The 26270-nt window shown below is 67.2% G+C and carries 27 protein-coding genes; 17 read left to right on the forward strand and 10 right to left on the reverse strand.

Going from position 1 to position 26270, the window contains the following annotated elements:
* Positions 1–44: 44 nt before the first annotated feature.
* Positions 45–2729 (forward strand): DNA translocase FtsK, encoded by a 2685-nt coding sequence (locus EEB19_RS00165; RefSeq protein ID WP_262365339.1) that lies wholly within the window; start codon positions 45–47, stop codon positions 2727–2729.
* 49 nt (positions 2730–2778) lie between these two features.
* Here EEB19_RS00165 and EEB19_RS00170 read toward each other — a convergent pair whose 3' ends face one another.
* A complete protein-coding gene (locus EEB19_RS00170; protein ID WP_187582042.1) occupies positions 2779–3201 on the reverse strand; it encodes an MmcQ/YjbR family DNA-binding protein in 423 nt (140 codons plus the stop codon).
* Positions 3202–3438: 237 nt separating this feature from the next.
* On the opposite strand from EEB19_RS00170, the gene EEB19_RS00175 reads away from it, so the two are divergent.
* Positions 3439–4569 (forward strand): TerC family protein, encoded by a 1131-nt coding sequence (locus tag EEB19_RS00175; RefSeq protein WP_187582044.1) that lies wholly within the window; start codon positions 3439–3441, stop codon positions 4567–4569.
* A 91-nt stretch (positions 4570–4660) separates the two neighbouring features.
* Here the strand turns inward: EEB19_RS00175 and EEB19_RS00180 are convergent, their stop codons facing one another.
* On the reverse strand, positions 4661–4945 hold the full coding sequence (locus EEB19_RS00180; protein WP_187582046.1) for a YciI family protein: 285 nt from the start codon (positions 4943–4945) through the stop codon (positions 4661–4663).
* Positions 4946–4963: 18 nt separating this feature from the next.
* Positions 4964–5578 carry an amino-acid N-acetyltransferase gene (locus EEB19_RS00185; protein WP_187582048.1) on the reverse strand — a complete coding sequence of 205 codons (615 nt, stop codon included), beginning with the start codon at positions 5576–5578 and terminating at the stop codon, positions 4964–4966.
* Positions 5579–5780: 202 nt separating this feature from the next.
* On the opposite strand from EEB19_RS00185, the gene pgsA reads away from it, so the two are divergent.
* The 5 genes from pgsA to EEB19_RS00210 all read left to right on the forward strand — a co-directional run bounded on the left by pgsA (position 5781) and on the right by EEB19_RS00210 (position 9539).
* Positions 5781–6476: a CDP-diacylglycerol--glycerol-3-phosphate 3-phosphatidyltransferase gene (gene pgsA, locus EEB19_RS00190; RefSeq protein WP_187582050.1), complete on the forward strand. Its 696-nt coding sequence runs from the start codon at positions 5781–5783 to the stop codon at positions 6474–6476.
* Between the two features lie 218 nt (positions 6477–6694).
* Positions 6695–7057 (forward strand): helix-turn-helix domain-containing protein, encoded by a 363-nt coding sequence (locus EEB19_RS00195; RefSeq protein ID WP_187582052.1) that lies wholly within the window; start codon positions 6695–6697, stop codon positions 7055–7057.
* 150 nt (positions 7058–7207) lie between these two features.
* Complete coding sequence (locus EEB19_RS00200) at positions 7208–8032, forward strand: PspA/IM30 family protein (RefSeq protein ID WP_187582054.1); 825 nt, start codon at positions 7208–7210, stop codon at positions 8030–8032.
* 136 nt (positions 8033–8168) lie between these two features.
* Complete coding sequence (locus tag EEB19_RS00205; RefSeq protein ID WP_187582056.1) at positions 8169–9335, forward strand: glycosyltransferase; 1167 nt, start codon at positions 8169–8171, stop codon at positions 9333–9335.
* A 9-nt stretch (positions 9336–9344) separates the two neighbouring features.
* Positions 9345–9539 (forward strand): DUF3046 domain-containing protein, encoded by a 195-nt coding sequence (locus EEB19_RS00210; RefSeq protein WP_187582058.1) that lies wholly within the window; start codon positions 9345–9347, stop codon positions 9537–9539.
* A gap of 52 nt (positions 9540–9591) precedes the next feature.
* On the opposite strand, the gene EEB19_RS00215 is transcribed toward EEB19_RS00210, so the two are convergent.
* A complete protein-coding gene (locus EEB19_RS00215; protein WP_187582060.1) occupies positions 9592–11502 on the reverse strand; it encodes a heavy metal translocating P-type ATPase in 1911 nt (636 codons plus the stop codon).
* A gap of 131 nt (positions 11503–11633) precedes the next feature.
* Between EEB19_RS00215 and EEB19_RS00220 the strand changes: the two genes are divergently transcribed.
* From EEB19_RS00220 to EEB19_RS00230, 3 genes are all read left to right on the forward strand, one after another.
* Positions 11634–12002, forward strand: coding sequence for a metalloregulator ArsR/SmtB family transcription factor (locus EEB19_RS00220; RefSeq protein WP_187582062.1), 369 nt, complete (start codon positions 11634–11636; stop codon positions 12000–12002).
* Positions 12003–12399: 397 nt separating this feature from the next.
* Positions 12400–13443, forward strand: coding sequence for a recombinase RecA (recA, locus tag EEB19_RS00225; RefSeq protein WP_187582064.1), 1044 nt, complete (start codon positions 12400–12402; stop codon positions 13441–13443).
* Between the two features lie 7 nt (positions 13444–13450).
* A complete protein-coding gene (locus EEB19_RS00230) occupies positions 13451–13969 on the forward strand; it encodes a regulatory protein RecX (protein WP_187582066.1) in 519 nt (172 codons plus the stop codon).
* 31 nt (positions 13970–14000) lie between these two features.
* Here the strand turns inward: EEB19_RS00230 and EEB19_RS00235 are convergent, their stop codons facing one another.
* The 4 genes from EEB19_RS00235 to gluA are packed head-to-tail and all read right to left on the reverse strand — an operon-like array spanning position 14001 to position 17351.
* On the reverse strand, positions 14001–14891 hold the full coding sequence (locus EEB19_RS00235; RefSeq protein ID WP_187582068.1) for an amino acid ABC transporter permease: 891 nt from the start codon (positions 14889–14891) through the stop codon (positions 14001–14003).
* On the reverse strand, positions 14888–15571 hold the full coding sequence (locus EEB19_RS00240; protein WP_187582070.1) for an amino acid ABC transporter permease: 684 nt from the start codon (positions 15569–15571) through the stop codon (positions 14888–14890). Before EEB19_RS00240 ends, EEB19_RS00235 begins: the two co-directional genes overlap by 4 nt.
* Positions 15572–15592: 21 nt before the next feature.
* The gene (locus EEB19_RS00245; RefSeq protein ID WP_187582072.1) at positions 15593–16621 is read right to left on the reverse strand and encodes a glutamate ABC transporter substrate-binding protein; all 1029 of its coding nucleotides are present in this window, start codon (positions 16619–16621) and stop codon (positions 15593–15595) included.
* Between the two features lies 1 nt (position 16622).
* Positions 16623–17351: a glutamate ABC transporter ATP-binding protein GluA gene (gluA, locus tag EEB19_RS00250; RefSeq protein ID WP_187583005.1), complete on the reverse strand. Its 729-nt coding sequence runs from the start codon at positions 17349–17351 to the stop codon at positions 16623–16625.
* A 194-nt stretch (positions 17352–17545) separates the two neighbouring features.
* Here gluA and miaB point away from each other — a divergent pair, with 194 nt between their 5' ends.
* Together miaB and EEB19_RS00260 are read left to right on the forward strand one after the other, a co-directional pair.
* The gene (miaB, locus tag EEB19_RS00255; RefSeq protein WP_262365340.1) at positions 17546–19132 is read left to right on the forward strand and encodes a tRNA (N6-isopentenyl adenosine(37)-C2)-methylthiotransferase MiaB; all 1587 of its coding nucleotides are present in this window, start codon (positions 17546–17548) and stop codon (positions 19130–19132) included.
* Positions 19132–19770: a hypothetical protein gene (locus tag EEB19_RS00260; protein WP_187582075.1), complete on the forward strand. Its 639-nt coding sequence runs from the start codon at positions 19132–19134 to the stop codon at positions 19768–19770. Before miaB ends, EEB19_RS00260 begins: the two co-directional genes overlap by 1 nt.
* Here EEB19_RS00260 and EEB19_RS00265 read toward each other — a convergent pair.
* Positions 19761–20699, reverse strand: a complete 939-nt coding sequence (locus EEB19_RS00265) for a LysR family transcriptional regulator (protein WP_187582077.1) — start codon at positions 20697–20699, stop codon at positions 19761–19763. The genes EEB19_RS00260 and EEB19_RS00265 overlap by 10 nt on opposite strands.
* A gap of 183 nt (positions 20700–20882) precedes the next feature.
* Between EEB19_RS00265 and EEB19_RS00270 the strand changes: the two genes are divergently transcribed.
* The 3 genes from EEB19_RS00270 (at position 20883) to EEB19_RS00280 (ending at position 22904) form a co-directional block, all read left to right on the forward strand.
* Positions 20883–21659 carry an SDR family NAD(P)-dependent oxidoreductase gene (locus tag EEB19_RS00270; protein ID WP_262365341.1) on the forward strand — a complete coding sequence of 259 codons (777 nt, stop codon included), beginning with the start codon at positions 20883–20885 and terminating at the stop codon, positions 21657–21659.
* A gap of 21 nt (positions 21660–21680) precedes the next feature.
* Complete coding sequence (locus EEB19_RS00275) at positions 21681–22364, forward strand: hypothetical protein (RefSeq protein WP_187582081.1); 684 nt, start codon at positions 21681–21683, stop codon at positions 22362–22364.
* Between the two features lie 120 nt (positions 22365–22484).
* Positions 22485–22904 (forward strand): thioesterase family protein, encoded by a 420-nt coding sequence (locus EEB19_RS00280; RefSeq protein ID WP_187582083.1) that lies wholly within the window; start codon positions 22485–22487, stop codon positions 22902–22904.
* Between the two features lie 48 nt (positions 22905–22952).
* Here the strand turns inward: EEB19_RS00280 and EEB19_RS00285 are convergent, their stop codons facing one another.
* A complete protein-coding gene (locus EEB19_RS00285; protein WP_187582085.1) occupies positions 22953–24350 on the reverse strand; it encodes a DUF349 domain-containing protein in 1398 nt (465 codons plus the stop codon).
* 87 nt (positions 24351–24437) lie between these two features.
* On the opposite strand from EEB19_RS00285, the gene EEB19_RS00290 reads away from it, so the two are divergent.
* Both EEB19_RS00290 and miaA read left to right on the forward strand, forming a co-directional pair.
* Complete coding sequence (locus EEB19_RS00290) at positions 24438–25301, forward strand: hypothetical protein (RefSeq protein WP_316245451.1); 864 nt, start codon at positions 24438–24440, stop codon at positions 25299–25301.
* The gene (miaA, locus tag EEB19_RS00295) at positions 25298–26245 is read left to right on the forward strand and encodes a tRNA (adenosine(37)-N6)-dimethylallyltransferase MiaA (RefSeq protein ID WP_187582087.1); all 948 of its coding nucleotides are present in this window, start codon (positions 25298–25300) and stop codon (positions 26243–26245) included. Before EEB19_RS00290 ends, miaA begins: the two co-directional genes overlap by 4 nt.
* Positions 26246–26270 lie beyond the last annotated feature (25 nt).

The raw sequence follows: 26270 nt of genomic DNA on the forward strand, positions 1-26270 counted from the left end.
GGTCATCGACCTCCACGCGTCGCACAGCCGCCCAGCGGGCCGACATGTCGGCCGACATCCATCGATCTGTCGCGGCCAGTGGTGCATCGGCCGTCGGCCGTGGACTCGGGGCGGGCTGGTCGCTGATGGCGCGCGGTGTCGGGAGCCTCGCGCGCGCGGGCGGTGCACGATCGGGCGGATCCGGACCGGGACGGGACGATCACGACCTCGACGGCGACCTCGAGGGCGCGATCGACGAGGGGTTCGATCTCGACGGACCATTGCTCGACGACGACGAGCGCGCACCGCGGCGGCGTGCCGCGACGCCGGCCCGACGAGACCTGAGCGGGCACTCGCACCGGCGGGACGGAACGGCTCTGGCGATCCTCGGACTGGCGCTGCTGGTCGGCGCCAGCGTCTGGTTCGGGGCGGCCGGACCGGTCGGTGCCTTCATCGAGGCGCTCATCCGGGCGATCATCGGGGCGGTCTCGGTGGTGGTGCCGGTCGCGCTGGCCGCCCTGGCCATTGTGCTGATGCGCCGCCCACCGAATCCCGAACGGCGTGGTCGGTACCTCGGGGCCGGTCTGCTGCTCGTGTTGCCGACCCTCGGACTCGTGCACCTCGTGGCCGGCGCGCCGGTGGAGCTCCCCGGTCGCTCGGCTGCCGGGGGCTTCCTCGGGTACGCCGTCGGCACACCGCTGACCGACGGCGTGACCGCGTGGATCTCGGTCCCGATCCTGGTGTTGTGCATCGCTTTCGGCGCTCTCATCCTCAGCGGCAAGACGGTACGCGAGGTCGCCGACGGGGTCGCCGGATATCTCGGACTCGGACTTGTCCATCACGGCGACGACTCGGCACCCTGGGACGACCTCGACGAGGACGACCTCGCGGCCGACGGCTCGAACCCGGTCGATGACGACGCCACGGCCGCTCTCGACCCGGGCGCGGGCTACTCCTCGGATCCGTACGACAACTATCCGCCGGACGCCGAACCGGTTCGTCGAACGCGCCGTCGTCGGCGGCCGGTGGATCCGGACGTGGACGCCGCCGACTTCGCGGCCGCGACGACGGTGCCCCTCGACGACGAGGTCACCGAACGCATCGGCCGGCCAGCGACTGCCGACGCCGAGCCCGAGGCGCCGGCACGACCGGCCGCCACGAAGCGGGCGAAGCCGCGTCCGCAGCCGACCCCCGATCCGTCTCCGGCCCCGGCCGAGGACGACGCACCCGTGGGCCTGGTGGATCGTGCCGTCGAGGGGGAGTACGTCCTACCGCCCTCGAGCCTGCTGATCGACGGCGACCCGCCCAAGCAGGGCGGGAGGTCCAACGACGACATGATCGACCGCATCACCGGTGTCATGGAGCAGTTCAAGATCGACGCCGCGGTCACCGGGTACACCCGTGGCCCCACGGTCACCCGCTACGAGGTCGAACTCGGCCCCGGCGTGAAGGTGGAGAAGATCACCGCGCTGCAAAGGAACATCGCCTACGCGGTGGCCACCGACAACGTCCGCCTGCTGGCGCCGATCCCGGGCAAGTCCGCCGTCGGTATCGAGGTCCCCAACTCCGACCGCGAGATGGTCCGGCTCGCCGACGTGCTGAAGGCGCCCAAGACGCGCAAGGACACCCATCCGCTGGTGATCGGTCTGGGCAAGGACATCGAAGGCGAGTTCGTCAGCGCCAACCTGGCGAAGATGCCGCACCTGCTGGTGGCCGGTTCGACCGGCTCGGGCAAGTCGAGCTTCGTCAACTCGATGCTCGTCTCATTGTTGTCGCGGGCAACGCCCGAAGACGTCCGGATGATCCTCATCGACCCGAAGATGGTGGAACTGACCCCGTACGAGGGCATCCCGCACCTGATCACCCCGATCATCACCCAACCCAAGAAGGCCGCCGCCGCACTCGCGTGGCTGGTGGAGGAGATGGAGCAGCGCTATCAGGACATGAAGGCGTCCCGGGTGCGTCACATCGACGACTTCAACTCCAAGGTGCGGTCCGGTGAGATCACCACGCCGCTCGGCAGCGAGCGCGTGTACACGCCGTATCCGTACATTCTCGCCATCGTCGACGAGCTGGCCGACCTCATGATGACCGCACCGCGCGACGTCGAGGACGCGATCGTGCGCATCACACAGAAGGCGCGTGCGGCCGGAATTCATCTGGTGCTCGCGACGCAGCGGCCGTCGGTCGACGTCGTGACGGGTCTGATCAAGACCAACGTGCCGTCCCGGCTGGCGTTCGCCACGTCCTCGCTCACCGACTCGCGAGTGATCCTGGATCAACCGGGCGCGGAGAAGCTCATCGGCATGGGTGACGGACTGTTTCTGCCGATGGGGGCGAACAAACCCATCCGCATGCAGGGTGCCTTCATCACCGACGAAGAGATCCAGGCGGTCGTCGACTTCACCCGTGAGCAGAGCGATCCCGAGTACACCGAGGGCGTCACGACCGCGAAGGCGGGCGACAAGAAGGAGATCGACGGCGACATCGGCAACGATCTCGACGATCTGCTGCAGGCGATCGAACTCGTCGTGTCCAGTCAGTTCGGCTCGACGTCGATGCTGCAGCGGAAGCTGCGTGTCGGCTTCGCCAAGGCCGGCCGTCTGATGGACCTCATGGAGACGCGCGGCGTGGTCGGACCCAGTGAGGGCTCGAAGGCGCGGGAGGTCCTGGTCAAGCCCGACGATCTCGCCGGGGTCATCTCTTCGATCACCGGTGGCGGGGACGACGCCGCGGCGGACGAGTTCTGATCTGCGGGTTCCCGACGGCGCGAACCCAGGCCACCTCTGCCCGGCAGCGTCAGGTCAGGCCGTGCTCGGCGAGCCAGGTCTGCGCGCGACGGTGTGAGGCGCGGCTGAGCCAGGCGTCCTGGATCACCTCGGTCAGTTCGTCCACCGACAGTTCGCCGACCCGCGAGAGCCGGATGAGCACCGACAGATGACCGTCGAAATGTGCGGTGGTGAAGAACGGGGACGCCGAATCCCCGACGAGCGCACGCTTGTCGCCGTCGGAGGGCACCCAGATCACGACGACGTCGTCGTAGCGTTCGCCCGTGTCGGGATCCATGGCGTCCGGGCGTGGGGTACGGAAGAACACGAACGACTTGCCGCCGACCTGGTAGACGGGCCGGTCGGACGACGTTCCGGCATCCGTGACGTGCGGCATCCCGGTCGCGATCGCGTGGATGTCGTCGGCGGTGGCCCGGCGCGGCGCGTGCGCCATGGTGCAACGGTACTCCGGTGTACTAGGCTGGTCGACGATCGAAGAGGGGAGTATCCCCGTCCTCGTGGCGTTTCCGTCAATACGGCCGCGTCCCGGCACGATGCCGATCATCGTCGCCGGGAGTGACCCGGATTCGTCGGTCGGGCATCGTGTTCCACCGCAGCAGTGCGGCGCAGCCCGGCGGGAGAGACCTCTGGCATCGCAACCTTGTGCTGCGCGCTGGAGGAGATCGCCCTCATGGATGTTTCGTCAACCGTCTGGATCGTCACCTGTGTGGTGATCCTGGCGCTGTTCGTCTTCGACTTCTTTGCCCATGTGCGGGTGCCGCACGCTCCGAGTCTCAAGGAATCGGGCACCTGGTCCGCGGTCTACATCTCGATCGCCGTCGTCTTCGGACTGTTCGTCTGGTGGCAGTGGGGCGGCACGTATGGCGGTGAGTATTTCGCCGGATACGTGACCGAGAAGGCACTGTCGGTCGACAACCTGTTCGTCTTCGTCATCATCATGTCGAAGTTCGCCGTGCCCAAGGAGTATCAGCAGAAGGTGCTGCTCCTCGGCATCGTCATGGCACTGCTCATGCGCGGCATCTTCATCGCCGTCGGCGCGGCCGCCATCAACGCCTACAGCTGGGTGTTCTACCTGTTCGGAGCGTTCCTGATCTTCACCGCGGTGAAGCTGATCAGCGAGAGCGACGACCCGGTCGATCACGAGGAACAGCGAGAGGGCCGCCTCGAACGGTTCGTGAAGCGGTACCTGCGGACCTCCGACGAGTACGACGGGGACAAACTCTTCACCAAGGCCAACGGCAAGCGCCTCGCGACCCCGATGCTCATGGTGCTCATCGTGATCGGCTTCACCGATGTGCTGTTCGCGCTCGACTCGATACCGGCGATCTACGGGCTGACCCAGGAGCCGTATCTGGTCTTCACCGCGAACGCGTTCGCGCTCATGGGTCTGCGTCAGCTGTACTTCCTGCTCGGCGGGCTCCTCGATCGTCTCGTCTACCTGTCGTACGGGCTGTCGTTCATTCTGGCCTTCATCGGCGTGAAGCTCGTCCTGCACGCGCTGCACGAGAACACGCTGCCGTTCATCAACGGCGGCGAGCACGTATCGGTCCCCGAGATCTCGACCCCGGTCTCGCTCGGCGTCATCATCCTCACGCTGGTCATCACCACCGTGGCGAGTCTCCTCAGATCCAAGGTCGTCGACGCGGCCGAAAGTCCGGACGGTGCCGGCGCGGACGGGAAGTCGGCCGGCCCGGAGAACGCCGTCACCGGAGAGACCTCGGACGGCGAGGAGTCATCGGACGCGCAACCGCCCGCGGGTCGGGAGTTGCGGGACGGACGCGCCCGCGACGCCGACAGCTAGATCCGGCGGGTTCGTCGGCGGACCCCACAGTTGACGGAGGGTCTCACACCACGGTGTGAGACCCTCCGTCGTCAACTGCTCGCGGGTCGGTTCAGGAGTCGAACGGACCGAACACCTGCGTCCACTCGACGACGCGCACGCCGTCGACTGCCTCATGAGCGATGAATGGATCATTCGCCAGGAACGCCTCGGCGCCGTCGAGACTCTCGGCGCGGATCATGATCAGCGCACCGCTGCCGTCCGGATACGGTCCGCAGCTCAGCACATTGCCGGCACGGAATTCCTCACCCAGCCATTCGCGGTGCTGCGGCCGGTGCTCGTCGCGGCGTTGGGCCTTCATCGGTCCGTAGGCGTAGTGCACGGCGAAGATCGCCATCGTCGTCTCCTGTCGTGGTCAGTTCAGGGTGGCCAGCATGCGGGTGTTGCCGAGCGTATTCGGTTTCACATAGCTCAGATCGAGGAACTCGGCGACACCCGTGTCGTACGAGCGGCACATCTCCTCGAAGACCTCTCGGGTGACCGGTGTGCCCTCGATCTCGGCGAATCCGTGCCGGGCGAAAAAGGAGGTCTCGAAGGTCAGCACGAAAACCCGCGACAGTTGCAGCTCGCGCGCCGCACCCATCAGCTGTCCGACGAGCCGATGCCCGATGCCGCGACCGGCATGGGCGGTGTCGACCGCGACCGTACGGACCTCACCCAGATCGGCCCACAGGACGTGCAGCGCGCCGCAGCCGACGACGACGTCGTCGATGTCGGCCACCCAGAACTCCTGGACGGCCTCGTAGAGCGTGACGAGGTTCTTCTCCAGCAGGATGCGCCCCGCGTACTGGTCGATGAGTTCCTTGATGCGGGGGACATCCGAGGTGCGCGCCCGCCGGATCACGACGTCGTGCTGCTCCGTGGCCGCCGGTACGGCCCCGGCCGGGAGCGTGGTCGAATCCGGCGTGGTCGAATCCGGTGGAATGGGTTCCGGTGTCGGGGATGCCGGTTCGGGGGCGACAGGGGACATGGCACTTCACAGTAGTCGCGTCGAGGAGGGCGCTGCACGAGTGTTTTTCCTGACCGACCGACCACTCGGAGATGCACGATCGCGGTCCGGCGGTCCGCTGATGCACACCTGACGGATCGTCGGCGGGGCCTGCCGATAGGCTTGGGGACGTGCGTCAGCAGTATCGCCGGGTTCGCCGGCGGCCATCAGGGATCGGTGGGTCATGACCGATCGGATGCGCCGTGCGGTCTCCGAGCACGGCATCGCCGGTGCCGGGCGCGGACCCGACCACATCACCGACCCGGTCGATCCGGTCCCCGTGGTCAACATCGCCAACGCGCTCACCGTCTTTCGGATCGTTCTCGTACCCGTCTTCATCGCTGCGCTGTTCGTCGGGGGCGGGGAGGACACCGGGTGGCGGATCATCGCCGCGCTGATTTTCGGGATCGCCGCGATCACGGACCGATACGACGGTTGGCTGGCCCGACGTCGCGGCCTGATCACCGATTTCGGCAAGATGGCCGACCCGATCGCCGACAAGGCGCTCATCGGTGCCGCACTGGTCGGGCTGTCGATCCTGGGCGATCTGTCCTGGTGGGTGACCTCGGTCATCCTGGCTCGCGAACTCGGTGTCACCGCTCTGCGTTTCTGGGTGCTGCGCCACGGCGTCATCCCGGCCAGCCGGGGCGGCAAGCTCAAGACGCTCCTCCAGGCGGTGGCCATCGGTCTGTACCTGTTGCCGCTGGCAGGGGTCTGGCATGTCGTGGCCGCCGTGATCATGGGTGTTGCGCTGGTCGTCACCGTCTTCACCGGCCTCGACTACGTCTGGCAGGCCGTCGCGTTGCGCAATCGGTCGACGTCCGGCGCCGGGTCGGCCGTCGACCCGGACGGAACCCGGACAGACGCAGGGCAGCACTGACGCCCCGGTCGTGGCCGCCCGTCGTGTTCGCCGACGGCGCAACCGGTACGACGCGCTCCGACCCGGACGGCACCGGCCGGATTCTTCGACTACTCTCGTCGGCACGAGCCTGGTCTCGGCAGCCGGCGACCTCGGGAACCCGGAACAGGGTCTCGGCGTTGTCCTGATGATGTTGTCGTCACGGCATGACGGACCACAGAGCAGTGAGGAGGACCTCGATGGCAGTGCTACTGCGGGAGGCGCTCGGCGACAGTCTCCGCCGCGTGCGCACCGCGCAGGGTCGCACCCTGCGTGAGGTGTCCACCGACGCCCGGGTCAGCCTCGGCTACCTGTCGGAGGTGGAGCGCGGCCAGAAGGAGGCGTCGAGTGAACTGCTCGCCGCCATCTGTGACGCCCTCGACGTCGAGATCGCCGAACTGCTGCTCGATGTCGGTCATGCGATGCTCCCGGCCGACAGCGAACGGCTGGTCGGTGCGTCCGAGGCTGCTGCTGCGGCGGCGGAGATGGGCGTGCTGGACGCCAAGGTCGTCATCCCCGGCCCTCCCGGCCGGACCGAGACCGCAGCCCTCGCCGCGGCCTGAGCCCGGATCGGCGATGTTCGTCCCACCCGCACACCATCCGGCGTGCGGGTCGTGGCCTCGTACCGTGAGTGCGTCACCGCGCCCGGGACACAACAGCTAGATTGGTTTAGACACCCCAACCGACCACCGGACTATGGAGTTGACGCAAGCATGGCGAACCCGTTCGTGAAGTTGTGGCGCTACCTGATGGCACTCGGCAACGCGAAGATCGACGAGAACGCAGACCCGAAGATCCAGATCCAGCAGGCGATCGAGGACGCTCAGCGTCAGCACCAGGCGCTGTCGCAGCAGGCCGCGTCGGTCATCGGCAACCAGCGCCAGCTGGAGATGAAGCTCAACCGGCAGCTCGAGGAGATCGAGAAGCTGCAGGCCAACACCCGGCAGGCGCTCACCCTCGCCGATCAGGCGAATGCCGCCGGCGATGCGGCGAAGGCACAGGAGTACACCAACGCCGCCGAGGCGTTCGCCGCGCAGCTGGTGACCGCCGAGCAGAGCGTCGAGGACCTCAAGGTCCTGCACGATCAGTCGCTGCAGGCCGCTGAGCAGGCGAAGCAGGCCGTCGAGCGCAACGCGATGATGTTGCAGCAGAAGCTCGCCGAGCGTTCCAAGCTGCTGAGCCAGCTCGAGCAGGCGAAGATGCAGGAGCAGGTCAGTGCCTCGCTGAACCAGATGAGCGAACTCGCCGTTCCGGGCAACACCCCCAACCTCGATCAGGTCCGCGACAAGATCGAGCGTCGGTACGCGAATGCTCTCGGACAGGCCGAGCTCGCCAAGAACACCGTGCAGGGTCGCATGCAGGAGGTCGAGCAGGCCGGCGTCCAGATGGCCGGCCACGCCCGTCTCGAGCAGATCCGGGCCAGCATGTCCGGTCGTGCTCTGCCCGCGTCCGGCGCCGGTGCCGCACAGCCGGCCGCGCAGCCCGCCCAGCCATCGGCCCAACCGACCACCGAACAGCCGCCGCAGACCGGCAACTGATCCACAAGACGACGTAGCAGCATCGGCTGCATCCGACGGCCTCCCACCTCGTGGGAGGCCGTCGCCGTCCCCGAGGTCGTCCGGCGGCGGTCGGTCTCGACTGTCGCAGTGTCACCCGCTGTCGTGAGGAGTAGACGTGTCATGTGTCGCCATCGTTGCGGGACCTGATGCGGGACATGCGTTCCCGGCGTTCGCGCTGGCCGGGCGGCTCGCCGGGGCGGGGGTCGAGACGGTCGTGTTCACCGGTGTCCGGTGGAGCGGTGTCGCGATGCCACGCGGTGTCGACGTCGCGGAACTCCCCGGGCTCGCGGCCGGCGCCGACGACGACGACACCGATGCAGGCGAAAAACTCAGTCGGCGTGCGGCGCGCATCGCGTGCGGTCTGGCTCCGCGACTTGCCCTGCGCGGAATCGATCTCGTGATCTCCGACGTCATCACGGTCGGCGGTGCGTGGGCGGCGGAGCTGACCGGCGTGCCGTGGATCGAGCTGTCGCCGCATCCGCTCTATCGTCCCTCGCGGGGACTGCCCCCGATCGGTGCAGGACTGGCACCCGGCCCGGGATGGTCCGGGCGGGCCCGTTATGCCGCGATGCGCACGGCGACGTCGTGGTCGTTGCGGCAGGGCGAACGTCAGCGGGCGCGTGCGCGGTCGGCGATCGGCCTCGGTGCCCATACCGCCCCTCCCGTCGCGCGACTCGTCGCGACGCTGCCGGCCCTGGAGGTCCACCGGCCGGATTGGCCGGAGGACACCCACCTGGTGGGTCCGCTGCTGTGGGAACCGACCGACGAGGTGTTCGCGCGACCCGCGGGCCCGGGGCCGCTGGTCCTCCTCGCTCCGTCGACCGCGGTGACGGGCGCGGCCGACATGGCGGCCGTCGCCCTCGCGGCGCTGCGGCCGGAGGTCCTGGGATTCCCTGTGCGCGTTGTTGTCTCGGCGCTCGACGTCCCTGAGGGGATTCCCGACTCGGAGTCGGTGGTCGCGGGGACGGCACGCCAGGACGAGCTGCTGACCGATGCCGATCTCGTCGTGTGCGGCGGAGGGCACGGCATGCTCGCGAAGGCGTTGTCGGCGGGGATCCCGGTGGTGACCGTGCCCGGTGGTGGCGACCAGTGGGAACTGGCGAACCGGGTCCGGCGACAGGGCAGCGGACTCCTGGTCCGGCCGGTGACCCCTGACGCGATGGCGACCGCCATACGAGCGGTGCTCACCGATCGGGGCTTCACCGACGCCGCCGCCGAGGCCGCCGAATCGGGGCGTGCGACGGTCGATCCGGCCCGTGTCGTGTGCCGACTGCTGCCGTAGGCTGGCGGCGTGCGATTGACCGAATTCACCGAACTGATCACCACCGAATTCGGGGAGCGGTCGGCGGATTCGATCCTGATCGACCATGTCCTGACCGAGTTCGGCGGACGGACCGGCGCCCAGGCCATCGAGGACGGGATCGACCCGCGCGACGTCTGGGTGGCGATCTGCCGGGACTTCGACGTACCGCGCGAGCGCTGGTAGTCGCGGCCAACAACCGAGTGTCATAGAGCACGAGCGTCGCGTGGAACGAGGCTCAGCGCGGCGGGGAAAGTGGTGCTGTCCATGCTGATTGGCGGAGGAGGCGGGTGCCGTTGAGTGCAACGAGGATTGTTGATCCTTCGTGGCCGGCGACGGCGAGGGGTATGGGCAGGTTTCCGGCAAGATCCCAGGTGACCAGCGTGATAATGACGGTCGCGGCGATGCAGAGGTTGGCGGTCACGTAGCGACGCGCTGTGCGCGACAGGCGGATTAAGGCTGCGACCGCGTGGAGGTCGTCACGCACGATGACGGCGTCGGCGGTGTCGAGTGCCAGGTCTGATCCGTGGCGGCCCATGGCGACGCCGGTGCTGGCGGCCATGAGTGCGGGCGCATCATTGATGCCGTCACCGACGAGTAGCACCCGGTGTCCGCTGCGCTCGACATCGCTGATGATGCGAGCCTTGTCCTCGGGAAGCAATTCGGCGTGGACCGCGCCGATGCCGGCCCGGTCCGCGATTTGTTGCGCGGCGGCCCGATGATCACCGGTCAGAACCATGACAGGCTCGGAAGTCACAGTGAGGACGTCGTCGACTGCGGCGGTGGTGTCGTCTCGGAGCCGGTCCACCAACTCGATCCGACCGACGTCGGCGCTGTCGACGATCACGCGGACCAGCGTGCCGGTGGCCTGGTCGCTGTCGGCGCGTTCGACCACGACTGTGTGTCCATCGACGCGACCGCTCACGCCTCGTCCGGGAAGTGCCCGGAACTCGGCCACCCGGCTGACCTCGAGGTCGCGATCATCGGCCGCGGCAACGACGGCACGCCCGAGCGGATGTTCGCTGGGCCGTTCCACCGCGGCTGCGATAGCCAGGACTTGCGTGAGCGTCCAGCCACTCTCGGCGGTGATCGCAGTGACCTCGGGGCGTCCCTCGGTCAGGGTGCCGGTCTTGTCGAACGCGACGACACTGGTGCGTCCTACCACTTCCATCACCTCGGCGGATTTGACGAGCACACCATGGCGTCCGGCGTTGGCGATCGATGCCAGCAGCGGCGGCATCGTCGAGAGCACAACTGCGCAGGGCGAGGCGACGATCATGAACACGATGGCCCGCACCAATGCGTCCTCGAATGTGCTGCCGAACAGCATCATTGGCACGCCCAGCACAAGCACGGTAGCCACGACGACGGTGGCCGAGTACGCCTGCTCGACCTTCTCGATGAACAACTGGGTCGGTGCTTTCCTCTCCGACGCATTCTCCACGAGAGCGACGATGCGGGCAATGACCGACTCTGATGCCGGACGCGTCACCTCGACCGTCAACGCGCCGGTGCCATTGACCGTGCCCGAGAGGACGTCATCGCCGACCTGCCGTGTCACCGGCACTGATTCACCAGTGACCACCTGCTGATCGACCTCGCTGACCCCATCGATGACAACTCCGTCAGCGCCGATCCGTTCGCCCGGACGCACCAGAATGCGTTGACCAACCTCGAGGTCTCGACAATCAACCACACGCGTTGTCCCGTCGGCGGCGATCAGCGTGGCCCGTTCGGGAGCCAGTCCGAGCAGAGAACTGACCGAGTCGGCTGTGCGTTGGGTGACGAGCACCTCCAGCGCGCCAGATGTCGCGAAGATGACGATGAGTAGAGCGCCGTCGAAGACCTGTCCGATCGAGGCTGCCGCGATGGCCGCGACGATCATCAGCAGATCGACATCCAGAGTGCGTTCGCGCGCGGCCTCGAGCCCGGCAAGCGCCGGTTCCCACCCGCCGCAGGCGTAACACGCCAGGTAGACCGACCACCACAGCCATGGCGGCATCCCTGCCAACTGCAAAGCCCAGCCGCTCAGGAACAGCGTCAACGCGATCGCCGCCCACCGTACCTCCGGCAGTTGCATCCCGGTGCGCACGATCGACGGGGGCGTGACCAGCACACGCCCTGATGTCGCTTCTGTAGTCGAGGTCATCGATCCTCGCCCTCGTGAAGTCATCCTGCTGACAGAAACCTGGCCACCCGGAAGGAGCGACCCGTGCGGCCCACGATAACAGAACATATGAAGACGTCTTCATGTGAGAGTTGAACGCTAATATGTGTGGCATGGGCCATGGAGTCGAGGGGCGAGATCGGCCTGTCGCTCGCCTGGACCCGGATTCGGCCGCACACGTCGCAACGACGCTGCAAGCTCTTGCCACGCCGAGTCGATTGCTCATCCTCACCGAGTTGCGCCACGGACCCCGCGCAGTCACTGATCTCGCTGACGCGGTGGGCATGGAACAGTCTGCGGTGTCGCATCAACTGCGTCTGCTACGCAACCTCGGCCTTGTCAACGGGACCCGCGCTGGTCGATCGATCACCTACAGCTTGTACGACACCCACGTGGCCCAACTCTTGGACGAAGCGGTCTATCACAGCGAGCACCTCCGCCTCGGTCTCGCCGATCGGCCATCCATCGCCAGTCGGGAGTGATGTCCGGGCAGGCCAGTTGGTCGGGTGGCTGGCCGCCAGACGTGAGATCTTCTCGGCTGCGCCGTTCGTCGGAGACCGACGGTGTCCTTCGACCGCACGCGCGGTCGCTCGAACTCGGAGACTGCTTCGGTTGACACATACACAGGAATCCGGCACGTTCAGCCCTCCCGACATACGGGCGTGTCACACTTGCCATCGAACACATGTTCGTCCACTCTGGTCTCAGACGGAACCGCAGTCCCGTCGTATGCGTCAAAGACACGGGACATGAATGACGTGAAGCCGAGCCGACGAACATTGTCAGACCCCATGGCTAGCGTGCACATCACAACGGCCACAGCACAGACCCACACACCATCCGGCCGGATCGCCGGTCGAGAGTTCGGAGGAGATTCCCATGGCAGCTGCACCCCAGGATCGGGAGAAGGCGCTCGATCTGGCACTTGCACAGATCGACAAGAACTTCGGCAAGGGATCGGTCATGCGTCTCGGCGAGGAGACGCGTCAGCCGATCGAGGTCATCCCGACGGGATCCATCTCGCTCGACGTCGCACTCGGCATCGGCGGGCTCCCGCGCGGCCGGGTCATCGAGATCTACGGGCCGGAGTCATCGGGTAAGACGACGGTCGCCCTGCACGCCGTGGCGAACGCGCAGGCACAGGGCGGCATCGCCGCCTTCATCGACGCCGAGCACGCACTCGATCCCGATTACGCTGCCAAGCTCGGTGTCGACACCGACGCCCTGCTCGTCTCGCAGCCGGACACCGGTGAGCAAGCACTCGAGATCGCGGACATGCTGATCCGGTCCGGGGCGCTCGACATCCTCGTCATCGACTCGGTGGCCGCTCTGGTGCCGCGCGCCGAGATCGAAGGCGAGATGGGCGACAGCCATGTCGGCCTGCAGGCACGCCTCATGAGCCAGGCGCTGCGCAAGATGACGTCCGCCCTGAGCAATTCGAAGACCACGGCGATCTTCATCAACCAGCTGCGCGAGAAGATCGGCGTCATGTTCGGTTCGCCGGAGACCACCACCGGCGGCAAGGCGCTCAAGTTCTACTCGTCCGTCCGTCTGGACGTGCGTCGCATCGAGACGCTCAAGGACGGTACCGACGCCGTCGGCAACCGAACCCGCGTGAAGGTGGTCAAGAACAAGGTCGCCCCGCCGTTCAAGCAGGCCGAGTTCGACATCCTCTATGGGCAGGGCATCAGCAAGGAAGGCTCGCTGATCGACATGGGTGTCGCCGAGGGCTTCATCCGCAAGTCCGGTTCCTGGTTCACCTACGAGGGGGACCAGCTCGGCCAGGGCAAGGAGAACGCGCGCAAGTTCCTGCTCGAGAACGACGACATCCGCGATGAGATCGAGAAGAAGATCAAGGAGAAGCTCGGGATCGGAGCCGTCGTCGACGCCGACGAGGTCGCCCCCGCGCCGGTGGAGTTCTGATCAAGGCATGAGCACGACCACGGACCCCGAGGAACGGAAAGGCCCCAACGCCTGGGACACCGCACTCCGACTCCTCGGGGTCCGTGCGCGTACCCGCCAGGAGATGGTGGATCGGCTGACGCGCAAGGGTTTCGACGCCGACGACATCGACGATGTGATGACCCGCCTGGACCGACACCAGCTGCTCGACGACGTCGAGTTCGCGAACGAGTGGGTGCGCTCGCGCCACGCGTACTCCGGCCGCGGCCGCGTGGCGTTACGGCACGAACTGAAGGCCAAGGGCGTCGACGCCGGCATCATCGAGTCCGCGCTGGCCGAGGTCGATCCGGACGACGAACGGGCCGTCGCGGCCGACCTCGTCAGCAAGAAACTCACACCTGCCCAGGTGGAACGGCTTCAGGCCGATCCAGCGCTTCGCGAGAAGCTGTTCCGCCGGCTCGTCGGGATGCTGGTGCGGCGCGGTTATCCGCAGTCGACGGCGATCGACGTCGTGAACGAGGCGCTCGACGGCGTCGCAGCGGCCTGAGCGCCGACCGGCGATCAGGCCACGCAGCGGGCTACTTCTGTCCGAACGGCATGTTCTCCATCGCCGCGAGATCGGCCTCCTCGGCGTCGGGAACGACGGTACCGCGCGGGCCCTTCCGTAGGCGGCCTTCGAGGTACGTTGCCAGCGTTGTCAAGCCGAAGTTGATGACGATCATGACGATCGCGACCACGACCAACGCTGGAAGGTAGTTGCCGTAGTACGACGCGGACTGGATTCCCGAGCGCACCACCTCGATGTAGCCGATGGCATAGCCGAGTGCGCTGTCCTTCAACGCGATCACCATCTGGGAGACGAGCGCGGGCAGCATCGCGGTGACAGCCTGCGGCAGGAGGATCACCCGCATCATCTGGGACTTGCGGAGCCCCAGCGCCATCGACGCCTCGGTCTGTCCCTTCGGCAGTGAGTTGATACCGGATCGCAGGATCTCGGCGATCACCGACCCGTTGTAGAGGGTGAGGCCGGTGACGACGGCGGCGAACGCCAGTTGCGACGACGGGAAGATCGCGTAGTCGGCGAAGAGGTAGTAGGCGAAGATCATCAGGATCAGCACCGGGATTGCGCGGAAGACCTCGACGAACACACCGGACAGGCGCCGAACCCAGCCGTGGTCGGACAACCGGCCGATGCCGAGGACGGCACCGAGAACGAGGGCCAGCACGATCGAGAGTGCGGCGGCTTTCAGCGTTCCCCAGAGGCCGGGAAGGATGTACGTCGTCCATGTGGTCGCCGTGATGAACGGATCCCACTTCTCGCCGCTGAGTTGATCGTTGCCGGCGAGAATGACCAGGACGTACACGGCGACCGCGACGAGGATCGCGATGAAGACGGCCGCGATGATCCGGTTGCGCAGACGCGCCTTCGGTCCGGGAGCGTCATAGAGGACGGTGGCGTCGGCACTCATCGCTTCACCGCCAGTCGCTTGGCGAGGTATCCGAAGACGAATCCCTCGGTCAGGGTGATGATCATGAAGCCGATCGCGATGATCACGAAGATCGCGACGATCTGATCCGAGTACGTCTCGATCTCCTCCTTCATCAACAGCGATGCCTCCGCGACACCGATCACCGAGGCGATGGTGGTGTTCTTGGTGAGTGCGATGAGCACGCTGCCGAGCGGGCCGATCACCGATCGGATCGCCTGGGGCAGAACGATGATGCCGAACACCTGGGGGAAGGTCAGGCCGAGTGAACGAGCCGCCTCCGCCTGTCCGAGCGGCACGGTGTTGAAGCCCGAGCGCAGCGTCTCACACACGAACGTCGCGGTGTAGAGCACGAACGCGAGTACAGCGAGCCAGAAATTGTTGTTCTCGATGAAGTTCTCGTTGTCGGGCGCGAGGGCGAGACCGAGATTCTGATAGAGCCCGATCGAACAGAACAACACGATCAGCGTGAGCGGGGTGTTGCGCACGATGTTCACATAGGTCTCGGCGAATCCGCGCATCACCGGCACCGGGGACACCCGCATCGCGGCCAGCAGCGTTCCCCAGACCAGCGCACCGATGGACGAGAAGAAGGTCAGTTTCAGCGTCACCCAGAACGCCGGCCACAACTGTGGCCCCATGTCCGCCCAGAGTTCACTCATTGCGCGTCAGTCCCTTCCGCGTCAGCTCAGGCCCGGCGGGCACGGGGTGGAGGTGGAGTCGAGGAATCCCAGATTCCCGGGATCGGGAGTGAACTTGTACTTCGAATCCGGCGCGTCCGCGCGGGCGATCATCGAGTCGACGGTCTTATTGCCGATCGCATCCCGCAGCGCGCGATCCCAGGGCGACTCTCCGCCGGGCCCCGGCACCATCATCGCGTCGAGAGCCTCGTTCACCTTGGTGACCGCCTCCGGGTACTGCTTGGCCATGCCGATGCCGTAGTACTCGGTGGAGAACGGCGTCCCTGCCTTCTTCAGTGCGTCCTTGACGCACGCGTCCTTCGGATAGCTCATGCCGACCAGCTTGAACTCGCCGGGGAAGAAGTTCGCGTACCCGGCCAGGATCACCTCGTCGGTGGTCAGCGCGTCGACCTTGCCGCGTCGCAACGCCTCGACGCACGAGGAGTACGAGTCGTACTCCTGCAACTGCACCGACGGCAGCTGCGCCTTGACGTTCTGTGCGGGAGTCGATCCGGTCACCGAGCACAGTTTCTTGCCCGAGTTCAGATCGGTCAGTGTGGAGATGGAGTCGTCGTCCTCACGGACCAGCAATCCCTGGTAGTTGACCAGGTAGGGGCCGGCGAAATCGACCTCCTTCTGACGTGCTGCGGTGATCGAGTACGTCGCGGCGATCATGTCGACCTCGCCGTTGTCGATCAGCGTCTCGCGCTGCGCCGACGGAGTTTCGCGCCAACGGATCTCGGGACGATCGACGCCGAGCGAGTCGGCAATGTGATCGACGACGAACTCCGAGACCGAGGGGTCGAAACCGGTCACCGACTTGTCGGGGTTGCGGATGCCGAGGCCCGGCTGGTCGTACTTGGTGCCCAGGACGACGGACCCGCTGCGGATCGAATCGATCAGGTTGCGGGGGTCGGTGTTGCCGCACGCGGAGACGGTGCCCGCGATGAGCGCGAGAGCCAGTGCGAGGACGGCGAGACCGGAGAACCGACGGAGGGCGGGGTGCGATGTGGAAGCTCGGGTGCCCGTCATGTCAGTGGCCCAAGATCTTTCCGAGGAAGTCCTTGGCGCGGTCGGATTTCGGTGCCGAGAAGAAGCTGTCCGGATCGGAGTCCTCGACGATCGCGCCGTCGGCCATGAAGATCACCCGGTCGGCCGCCTTGCGCGCGAAGCCCATCTCGTGGGTGACCACCAGCATCGTCATCCCCTCCTTGGCGAGGGAGACCATGACGTCGAGGACCTCGTTGACCATCTCGGGATCGAGGGCCGACGTCGGCTCGTCGAACAGCATGATCTTCGGGTCCATGGCCAACGACCGCGCGATCGCCACGCGTTGTTGCTGACCGCCGGAGAGCTGCGCCGGGAACTTGTCCTTCTGGCTGGCGATGCCCACGCGGTCGAGCAGCTCGAGCGCCCGCTTGGTGGCGTCGTCCTTGCTCTTCTTGCGCACCTTGATGGGGGCGAGGGTCACGTTCTCCAGAATCGTCTTGTGCGCGAACAGGTTGAACGACTGGAAGACCATGCCGACATCGGCGCGCAGGCGGGCGAGGTCCTTGCCCTCCTCGGGCAGGTGTTGTCCGCCGATGGAGATCTCACCGCCATCGATCGGCTCGAGGCGATTGATGGTTCGGCACAGCGTCGACTTGCCCGAGCCCGACGGGCCGAGCACCACGACGACCTGTCCGGCCGGCACCTCGAGGTCGATGTCGCGGAGGACGTGCAACGACCCGAAGTGCTTCTGGACGCCCTTCATCGCGATCATCGGCGGCGCGCCCGCCGTCGGCGCCGCCTGCCCGGTCGTCGCATCCCCGGTCGTCACGGAATCGTCGCTCGGCGAATCGGTCATAGACGCTCACCCTAATGGTGCCGCGACCCGCCGTCTCGGCCATCGGGTGCACGGCCGGCGCCGTGAATGCCGCGCAAGGCCGATTTGCGCAGGCCAGTACCCTGGAAAAGGTGAGCATCGAGTTGTCGCAGCGGCGTGGCGCCCACGGACAGAGGTCCGGGGCGTCGGCCGATTCCACCCGCAGCTATCAGGTCCGCACGTACGGCTGCCAGATGAATGTGCACGATTCGGAGCGGATCGCAGGCCTGCTGGAGGACGCCGGCTACGTCGAGGCCTCCGACGGTGGTGACGCCGATCTGGTCGTCTTCAACACGTGTGCCATCAGGGAGAACGCCGACAACAAGTTGTACGGGAACCTGTCGCATCTGGCGCCGGCCAAAGCCGAGCGTCCCGGCATGCAGATCGCCGTCGGCGGCTGCCTCGCGCAGAAGGACAAGGATGCGGTCCTGCGCAAGGCGCCCTGGGTCGACGTCGTCTTCGGCACCCACAACATCGGGTCGCTACCGGCATTGCTCGAGCGTGCCCGGCACAACGAATCCGCCGAGGTGGAGATCCTCGAGTCCCTCGAGAGGTTCCCGTCGACCCTGCCGGCCAAAAGGGACTCGGCGTACTCCGGCTGGGTGTCGGTATCGGTCGGATGCAACAACACCTGCACGTTCTGCATCGTCCCGTCGTTGCGCGGCAAAGAGGTCGACCGACGCCCCGGAGACGTCCTGGCCGAGGTGTCCGCGCTCGTCGAGCAGGGAGTCCTCGAGGTGACGCTGCTCGGTCAGAACGTCAACGCCTACGGCATGTCGTTCGCCGACCCCGACCTCGGCCGACAGCGTGGAGCCTTCGCCGACCTGCTCCGGGCCTGCGGGACCATCGACGGTCTCGAGCGTGTCCGGTTCACCTCCCCGCACCCGGCCGAGTTCACCGACGACGTCATCGACGCCATGGCGCAGACGCACAATGTGTGCCCGCAGCTTCACATGCCGTTGCAGTCGGGATCCGACCGCATCCTCAAGTCGATGCGACGCAGTTATCGGCAGCGCAAGTTCCTCGGCATCCTCGACAAGGTGCGGGCGGCCATGCCCGATGCCGCGATCACCACCGACATCATCGTCGGATTTCCCGGCGAGACCGAAGAGGACTTCCAGCAGACACTGGATGTCGTTGCGCAAGCGCGCTTCTCGAGCGCGTTCACTTTCCAGTACTCGCCTCGCCCAGGCACCCCGGCGGCGACGATGACCGATCAGGTGCCGCCGGAGGTCGTCGGGGAGCGTTACCGCCGACTGATCGCCCTCCAGGAGGAGATCTGTCTCGCCGAGAATCGACGGATCGTCGGGTCCGAGGTCGAACTGCTGGTCGTCGCCGACGAAGGGCGCAAGTCCGCGCACACCGGGCGGATGACCGGACGAGCCCGCGACGGACGTCTGGTCCACTTCGCCGCGACCAGCGGTGAGGGAGAGCGCCTCGACCCGACCGCGACGATCAGGCCCGGAGACGTCGTCACGACGCGCGTCACCGGTGCTGCACCGCACCACCTCATCGCCGATTCCGGCCTGGCGACGCATCGCCGCACCAAGGCGGGCGACGCACACGAGGCGAGTCGCATGCCCACCACGGCGCCGGTCGGCGTCGGTCTGGGTATGCCCAGCATCGGGGCCGCGCCGGTCGAGCCGGTCACCGTCGGATGTTCAGGAGGATGTGGCTGATGACCGCAGACGATGACCGAGAGGTCAACCGTCCATCGGACCAGCGTGCCCGACGCGAGTCGGACGCGGGTCGGTTCGCCGAGTACGAGGGAGATCTCCGCAAGGCCGAACGCAAGGTCGCCGGCGAGATCGACCCGGGAATGCGCGCGGTGGTGGTCGCGGTCGCCGTTCTCGTCGCGATGCTGTCGTTGGTGCTCCCGCACACCGGAACCGCCACCGGTATCGAGGTGTTGACATTCGCCCCGGACTCGGTTGCCGAGCGGGTGACCATCACCTCGAAGGTGTTCGTCTACCTGGTGGCGATCTTCGGCATCGGCGCGTCGGTGCTGGCACTGCTCACCCGACGCTGGATTCTGGCCTGGATCGCGCTGTGCGGCAACGCCATCGCCTGTGTCGCCGGCATGCTGGCCTGGTGGTCGCGGAACACCCCGGGGGTCGGGGGAGTGCAGCCGCCGTCCGGTGTCGGCATCGGACTGATCATCGGCTGGCTTGCCGTGTTGGTGCTCACCTTCCATTGGGCTCGCGTGGTGTGGGCACGCAGCACCTACCAGCTGGCCCTCGAGGAGGAACGCCGCAAGGAGGCCGCCGCGCGTGAAGACCTCGCGCGCTCGTTGCAGCACAAACCTGATCAGGGATGAGCGGGGCCGACTCGTGACGACCGGTCGTCCGGATGTGCTCTCACGCCGGTCGACGGTGCAGCGTCTCGGGCGGCACGACGTAGCGCCCTGACCGCCGGTCGGCTGTCGGTGGTCCGTGTGCACAGTTCCACCCGACAGCTGCCGCCGTCTGCGAGATCGCGATACACCACGCCGGCGTGCTGGAACCTCTTGGCGACCGATTCCGCGGTGATCATGATGTTCCCGCCGAGCGCGACGCCGTTGAAGGCCTCCTCCATCGTCGCCGCCCACACGCCGTACTCGACGGCACGTCCGCTCGGACGCGGGTCGATGACCCAGTACCTCGTCCAGGCGCGACTGATCCCGGCCGCGCCGACGACCGGGTAGCCGTCGAGATCATCGATTCTCAGTGAGTCCCGGGCGGCCAGTGGACTGTCGGACGGCAGAGCGACCACCCGCTTCTCGGCGTGTACCGGCAGCGCGTCGAACCCGTTCGTGTCGTCATAGGGCGGGCGCGCAAGGGACGCGTCGACGTCTCCGTCGAGCAACCGGCCGATCTGCTCGCCCCAGCTCAGCTGAACGAACGACAGTGTGACGCCGGGGTTCTCCCGTCGGAATCGGGCCAGGAAACCGTTGTCCTGGCCGTCGGGATAGCCGTTGATGAAACCGATCCGCAGTGTCTGGTGCTCGGCATCGGTACCGAGCGCGAGCCGTGACTGCATCAGTGCGACGCTTGCGTACCCCATGAAGACCGCACCCCGCTCGGTCAGTCGCACCGGCTTGCTGCCCCGCTCGACGAGTCGGTGACCCACGGCCGCCTCGAGGCGCTGGATCTGCTGGGTCATCGCCGGGGGTGTGATGAACAGCCGCTCCGCCGCGCGGGCGAAGCTCCCCTCCTCGATCAGTACCTCGAGTGAGTTCACCAGACCGAGATTCAAGAACTCCGTCACCACAACTCCCGGTCTCTCCGACGGCGTTAAGTGGAGCCTTAACACCGTGTCGTGGGTCTCAATGTACAACTGCTGTGACCGATGTCAATGTTGTTGCTACACCAGCGGAAAATGAACGGCCGCACCGCAGTCCGGCGGTGTCGTGGCTTGTTGCCGCATGTCCCGACGAGGTCAGGAGCATCTGTGATCGAGTACGAACCACCACGCCGATCGATCGTCACCGGAGCGGCATCCGGGATCGGTCTGGCCATTGCCGAGACGCTCATCGAGGGCGGCGGACGCGTGCTCGCACTCGATCTCGACAAGGACGCCCTGGCCGAGGCGGCTGCCCGTTTCGGCGATGCCTACCTTCCTCTCGACGGTTCGGTGACCGACGTGAGCACCGTCGCGTCGGCGGTCGGCACGGCCGAGAGTGAACTCGGCGGCGTCGACGGACTCTTCAACGTCGCCGGCGGCCTTCGTCCGGCGCCGATCGTCGAACTGACCGAGGATGACTGGGATTTCACCATCGACGTCGTCCTGCGTGGGGTCTTCCTGTGCACGAAGTACGTCGCGCGGAGCATGATCGCGGCGGGCGCCGGTGGCGCCGTCGTGAACATCTCCTCGGTGAATGCGCACATGCCGCTGTACGGCGGAAGTGCTTACGCTGCAGGCAAATCCGGCGTGGAGATGTTCGGGCGCAATGCTGCGCTCGAACTGGCGCGGCATCGAATTCGGGTCAACACGATCCTGCCCGGGCTGGTGGACACGCCGATGGCGGCCTTCATCCTCGAGAACGAGGGCATCATGGCCGAGTTCGACGCCAACGCTGTCCTCAAGCGTCCGGCGCAGCCGCGCGAGTTGGCCGCTCCCGCAGTATTTCTCGCCAGCTCTGCGGCGAGTTACATCACCGGAACCGAACTCGTCGTCGACGGCGGCTACGAGATCGGTGGCTATCCGGATCTCAGCAAGTATCTCTAGAAGAAGGAAGAGGAAACAACGATGACCGCAGCCCACGCCATCACCGCCGCCACCACCGACGACACGGCGACCCCGAGGACCGCCTACGAGCACGAACTGGTCGACATGATGGACGACATCGACGTCCTCATCGAGTCGACCGCCGATCCCGCCCACCGTGCGATTCTCGTCAACTATCGCCGTCACGGACTCCTCGAGGTCGCCGGCCGCTACGACGAACTGCTTGCACCCGAGATGACGGTGCGTCACCCGCACTATCGGATCTTCGAAGGCGGCAACGGCGTCATCCTCGACGGGCTCGAGACCGTTCGTGACTTCTACGCCTCGCTGGCGAAGATGGACATGCTGGTGATGTGGACGGGCCGGCAGAAGATGGCCGTCGCCGACTGGGGTTTCGCCGGTGAAGCCGAGTTCAGTCAATTCGTCCCTGGTCGCATGTTGGGGGACAACGTCTTCGGCGCCCTCGACGACGGTTCCGCATCAGTCGGATCGGCGTTCGACCCCGACGGCTGGTACCTGGTTCGTCGTACGCTGGCGTTCGTCTGGCCGTATGACGAGAACCTCCGGATGATCGGGGAGCACGTCTACGAGGACGCCGAGTCGAAGGTGGTCACCGAGGTCGCGCCGGCCGACGTCATCACCGGTGCTCGCGCCGCGCAGTTGCTGGCGCCGATCATCGACAAGTACCCGCTGACGTACCCCTGATCGCGGTAGCGGGGGGAGTGCATCGGCCCGCCGACCCGGAGCCTGGTGAGCCGGCTTCCGTCACCGCTGGGAGCGGGGTGGAGGCCGGGTCAGCCGGAACGACTGTGGTGGGATCAGGGTATGACCGACACCATCACCGTCGACGACTATCCCGCCTGCGTCACCGAGAAGATCCGCTATGCCGACACCGATCGACAGGGCCACGTCAACAACGCGGTGTTCGCCACGTTCCTGGAATCCGGACGCGTCGCCGTCCTCTACGATCCGCATGCGCCGCTGGCCGAACCGGGTTCCGGATTCGTCATCGCGCGGCTCGAACTGGACTTCCGGGCCGAGATGACCTGGCCCGGAGAGGCGATCGTCGGGACGCGGGTGGCCGCCATCGGGCGGAGCTCGGTGACGCTCGAGCAGGGGATCTTCCAGGGTGACCGGTGTGTCGCCACCGCGAGGACGGTCATCGTCTCGATGGACGAGGAGACCCGACGGTCACGGCCGCTGTCGCAGGCGGCGACCACCGCACTGACGTCGCTGACAGTGTGAACCACGACTCCGCCGTTTTCGCGAACGGCGGAGTCGGCGGACCGACGATCAGCGGTCGGCGATGGCGCTCGCCGCGGCGTCGGCCCACTCTTTCCACTGTGCTGCCTGTTCACGCAGCTTGGCGGCGTCCTTGGCCTTGCCGCGCTCGTCGGCCTTGCGCGCCTGGTCCTCGAGTTGTGCGGCGCGGTCGGCGAATTGGGCGGCGCGCGCCTGCGCCTCGGGGTCGGTGCGTTGCCACTGGGCGTCCTCGGCGTCGCGCAGTCGTTTCTCCAACGCGCGGGCGCGGCCCTCGAGGCTGCTCATCTGTTCGCGCGGTACCTTGCCGACCTCGTCCCACTTGTCCCGGAAGGATCGGAAGTCACGCCGGGCCGCCTCGAGATCCGACGTCGGGTCGATCGTCTTCTCGGCATCGTCGAGCAGCGCGGTCTTGGCCGCCGCGTTGGCCGCGAACTCGTTGTCGCGCTCGGAGGTCGCCGCGTTGCGGGCGGAGAAGAACACGTCCTGTGCGGCCTTGAAGCGCTGCCACAGCGCGTCGTCGGCGTCGCGGGGTGCGCGGCCTGCCGCCTTCCACTCGGTGAGCAGCTCGCGGAACCTGGCCGACGTCGGCCCCCAGTCGGTCGAGCCGGACAGCTCCTCGGCGCGGGTGATCAGTTCTTCCTTGCGTGCCTTGGCCCCGGCCCGTTCCCGGTCGAGTTCGGCGAAGTGCGCCCCGCGGCGGCGGTTGAACGCGTCGCGCGCCTTGGCGTAGCGCTTCCACAAGGTGTCGTCGGTCTTGCGGTCGACGCCCTTGATGGTCTTCCACTCGTCGAGGATGGCGCGCAGCCGGTCGCCGGCCACCTTCCACTGCGTGGACTCGGCACCGATCTGTTCGGCCTCCGTGGCCAGTTCCTCCTTGCGGGCGATCGCTGTAGAACGGGCTTTCTCGCGTTCGGCCTTGATGGAGTCGGCGACCTCGTCGGCACTGCCGACGATCACCGTGAGTCGTTCCTCGAGCGCGGCGACGTCACCGATCACCGCGGCCGTGGGGAGGGCGTCGAGGAGGTGCTTGGCCGCGGTCTGGGCCTTGCGTGGGTCGCCGGAGCGGGCGGCGAGCCGCTCCTCCAGGATCTCCACCTCGGTCGCGAGGTCGTCGAACTTGCGCGCGAAGTGGGCGAGTCCGTCCTCGATCGAACCGGCCTGCCAGGAACCTATCTCGCGTTCACCGTCGCCTGTGCGCAGCCAGACCACGCCCTCGCTGTCGATCCGCCCGAACTTGTGCGGGTCGCCGTGCGGGACCAGCGTCGGGACGACCGGTGTGTCGGCCGGACGCGGATGCGGGCCGGGACGCGGGCCGGGTTTCGGCCCGGGCTTGGGTGCCGGGTGCGGCGCCGGCGGCGCACCGGCGCCTGCGGCGGCCGTCTCCGGCGCCGCGTCGGAGGTCGTGGTCGGATCGGTCGGGTTCGTCATGTGCAGGTGCCCTCTCCCGCAGGTGTGGTGCCGCGCGTCACGGCTGCCGTTGCATCGAAACCGTGCATCGGCGGTCGGTGCCGACACATGGGTCTTCCCATTCAAACAGGTCAGGCCTCGTCGTGGGGCCGCTGCCACGACATTGCGTCCGCGGAGTCCGTCCACGTCACCGACTCACCGGTGGTGTCCGGGGTGGGTTGGACTACCGTCGACGACGTGCTGGCGTCCGTGGTCTTCGTGCCGAGTGCTCCGCTGTTGGTGCCGGCGATCGCCGGACCGCACGCCGATGACACCGATCCCGTCCGGACCGCAACGCTGTCGGCGGGGCGTGGACTCGCCGCTGCTGCGTCCCGGTGGGTCGCGATCGGCGCCGCGGACCCCGGGCGCAGCGGACGCGGCCCCTGCGGCACCTTCGCGCGGTTCGGCGTCGACGTGCCGGTGAACCTGACTCGGACGCGCGGGACATGCGAGGGGGACCCGGTCGGGATCGACCCGGACATGCCGTTGACCATGCTGATCGCCGGCTGGCTACGGGGGGAGACCGGCGTCGACGAGGTCACCCCGGTGATCGTCGCGCCCGACAGCGGGGCCGGAGAGTGCGCCCGGATCGGTGCCGAACTCCGCGCCCGGATCGATGCCGTCGCCGAACCCGTCGGTGTGCTCGTCGTCGGCGACGGCGCGACCTCGATGACCGCTCGTGCGCCAGGGGGTGGGCTGCGCGCATCGTCGATCGACCTGCAGCAGCGGATCGACGACGCGCTCGCCCGTGCCGACCGCGCGACGCTGGCAGGCCTCGAACCCGCGGAGTGCGCCGCGGAAGGGGTGTCGGGACGGCCGGCGTGGCAGGTGACGGCCGCGCTGTGCGCCGACGACGACCTCGACGGCGAACTGCTGTTTGCGGATGCGCCGTTCGGCGTCGGTTACGCCGTGGCGGTCTGGAACCCGCGATGACGGCCGGCTCGTCGCCGACTCTCGAACCGAACGACACCGAGGGCCCGACGCCCGTGGCCGTCGTCGGCCCGACGGCGGGAGGGAAGTCGGACCTCGCCCTCGATCTCGCCGAGCGTCTCGGCGGTGAGATCGTCAATCTCGATGCGATGCAGCAGTACCGCGGGATGGACATCGGGACCGCGAAACTGCCGGTGGATGAACGTCGCGGCATCCCGCATCACCAGATCGATGTGCTGGACGTGACCGAGACGGCCACCGTCGCGCGGTATCAGCAGGCAGCGGCGGACGACGTCGAGCGCCTGCGCGCGGCCGGTCGCACTCCGGTCCTCGTCGGCGGGTCGATGATGTACATCCAGGGCCTGCTCGACGAGTGGCGGTTCCCCGCGACGGACCCCGACGTGCGGGCCCGATACGAGGCGCTTCTCGACGAGATCGGGGTCGCGGCACTGCACGCCCGACTCGCCGAGGTCGATCCGGCCGCGGCGTCATCCATTCTCGCCACCGACGGCCGTCGGATCGTCCGCGCTCTCGAGGTCGTCGAACTCACCGGCCGACCGTTCGCGGCGTCGGCACCGACGATCGGTGAACCGCGGTGGCGGACACGCATCATCGCCCTCGACCGGGACACCGCCGAGCTCGACGAGCGGATTCGCCTGCGCACTCGCCTGATGTTCGAGACCGGACTGGTCGACGAGGTCCGGGCTCTGTGTGACAACGGTCTGCGTGACGGTCTGACCGCCTCGCGTGCCATCGGCTACGCACAGGTCCTCGCGGCACTGCGCGGCGAGCACGACATCGAGACCGCCGAGGAACTGACCTTCATCGGGACTCGACGGTATGTCCGACGCCAGCGGTCGTGGTTTCGTCGCGATCACCGGATCACGTGGCTCGATGCCGCCCGCGTCGATCTCCTGTCCGCTGCCCTGCATGTGGCCGGTCGGTGAGAATCGCGGTGCGTGTCGTCGGCCG

The organism is Gordonia sp. OPL2 (assembly GCF_003797825.1).
Taxonomy (GTDB): Bacteria; Actinomycetota; Actinomycetes; order Mycobacteriales; family Mycobacteriaceae; genus Gordonia.

What these genes read in the sequence shown, in the direction of transcription:
- EEB19_RS00165 (WP_262365339.1), top strand. Translation starts at nt 45, where the DNA reads ATGTCGGCCGACATCCATCGATCTGTCGCGGCCAGTGGTGCATCGGCC.
- EEB19_RS00170 (WP_187582042.1), bottom strand. Translation starts at nt 3,201, where the DNA reads ATGGCGCACGCGCCGCGCCGGGCCACCGCCGACGACATCCACGCGATC.
- EEB19_RS00175 (WP_187582044.1), top strand. Translation starts at nt 3,439, where the DNA reads ATGGATGTTTCGTCAACCGTCTGGATCGTCACCTGTGTGGTGATCCTG.
- EEB19_RS00180 (WP_187582046.1), bottom strand. Translation starts at nt 4,945, where the DNA reads ATGGCGATCTTCGCCGTGCACTACGCCTACGGACCGATGAAGGCCCAA.
- EEB19_RS00185 (WP_187582048.1), bottom strand. Translation starts at nt 5,578, where the DNA reads ATGTCCCCTGTCGCCCCCGAACCGGCATCCCCGACACCGGAACCCATT.
- pgsA (WP_187582050.1), top strand. Translation starts at nt 5,781, where the DNA reads ATGACCGATCGGATGCGCCGTGCGGTCTCCGAGCACGGCATCGCCGGT.
- EEB19_RS00195 (WP_187582052.1), top strand. Translation starts at nt 6,695, where the DNA reads ATGGCAGTGCTACTGCGGGAGGCGCTCGGCGACAGTCTCCGCCGCGTG.
- EEB19_RS00200 (WP_187582054.1), top strand. Translation starts at nt 7,208, where the DNA reads ATGGCGAACCCGTTCGTGAAGTTGTGGCGCTACCTGATGGCACTCGGC.
- EEB19_RS00215 (WP_187582060.1), bottom strand. Translation starts at nt 11,502, where the DNA reads ATGACCTCGACTACAGAAGCGACATCAGGGCGTGTGCTGGTCACGCCC.
- EEB19_RS00220 (WP_187582062.1), top strand. Translation starts at nt 11,634, where the DNA reads ATGGGCCATGGAGTCGAGGGGCGAGATCGGCCTGTCGCTCGCCTGGAC.
- recA (WP_187582064.1), top strand. Translation starts at nt 12,400, where the DNA reads ATGGCAGCTGCACCCCAGGATCGGGAGAAGGCGCTCGATCTGGCACTT.
- EEB19_RS00230 (WP_187582066.1), top strand. Translation starts at nt 13,451, where the DNA reads ATGAGCACGACCACGGACCCCGAGGAACGGAAAGGCCCCAACGCCTGG.
- EEB19_RS00235 (WP_187582068.1), bottom strand. Translation starts at nt 14,891, where the DNA reads ATGAGTGCCGACGCCACCGTCCTCTATGACGCTCCCGGACCGAAGGCG.
- EEB19_RS00240 (WP_187582070.1), bottom strand. Translation starts at nt 15,571, where the DNA reads ATGAGTGAACTCTGGGCGGACATGGGGCCACAGTTGTGGCCGGCGTTC.
- EEB19_RS00245 (WP_187582072.1), bottom strand. Translation starts at nt 16,621, where the DNA reads ATGACGGGCACCCGAGCTTCCACATCGCACCCCGCCCTCCGTCGGTTC.
- gluA (WP_187583005.1), bottom strand. Translation starts at nt 17,351, where the DNA reads ATGATCGCGATGAAGGGCGTCCAGAAGCACTTCGGGTCGTTGCACGTC.
- EEB19_RS00260 (WP_187582075.1), top strand. Translation starts at nt 19,132, where the DNA reads ATGACCGCAGACGATGACCGAGAGGTCAACCGTCCATCGGACCAGCGT.
- EEB19_RS00275 (WP_187582081.1), top strand. Translation starts at nt 21,681, where the DNA reads ATGACCGCAGCCCACGCCATCACCGCCGCCACCACCGACGACACGGCG.
- EEB19_RS00280 (WP_187582083.1), top strand. Translation starts at nt 22,485, where the DNA reads ATGACCGACACCATCACCGTCGACGACTATCCCGCCTGCGTCACCGAG.
- EEB19_RS00285 (WP_187582085.1), bottom strand. Translation starts at nt 24,350, where the DNA reads ATGACGAACCCGACCGATCCGACCACGACCTCCGACGCGGCGCCGGAG.
- EEB19_RS00290 (WP_316245451.1), top strand. Translation starts at nt 24,438, where the DNA reads ATGGGTCTTCCCATTCAAACAGGTCAGGCCTCGTCGTGGGGCCGCTGC.
- miaA (WP_187582087.1), top strand. Translation starts at nt 25,298, where the DNA reads ATGACGGCCGGCTCGTCGCCGACTCTCGAACCGAACGACACCGAGGGC.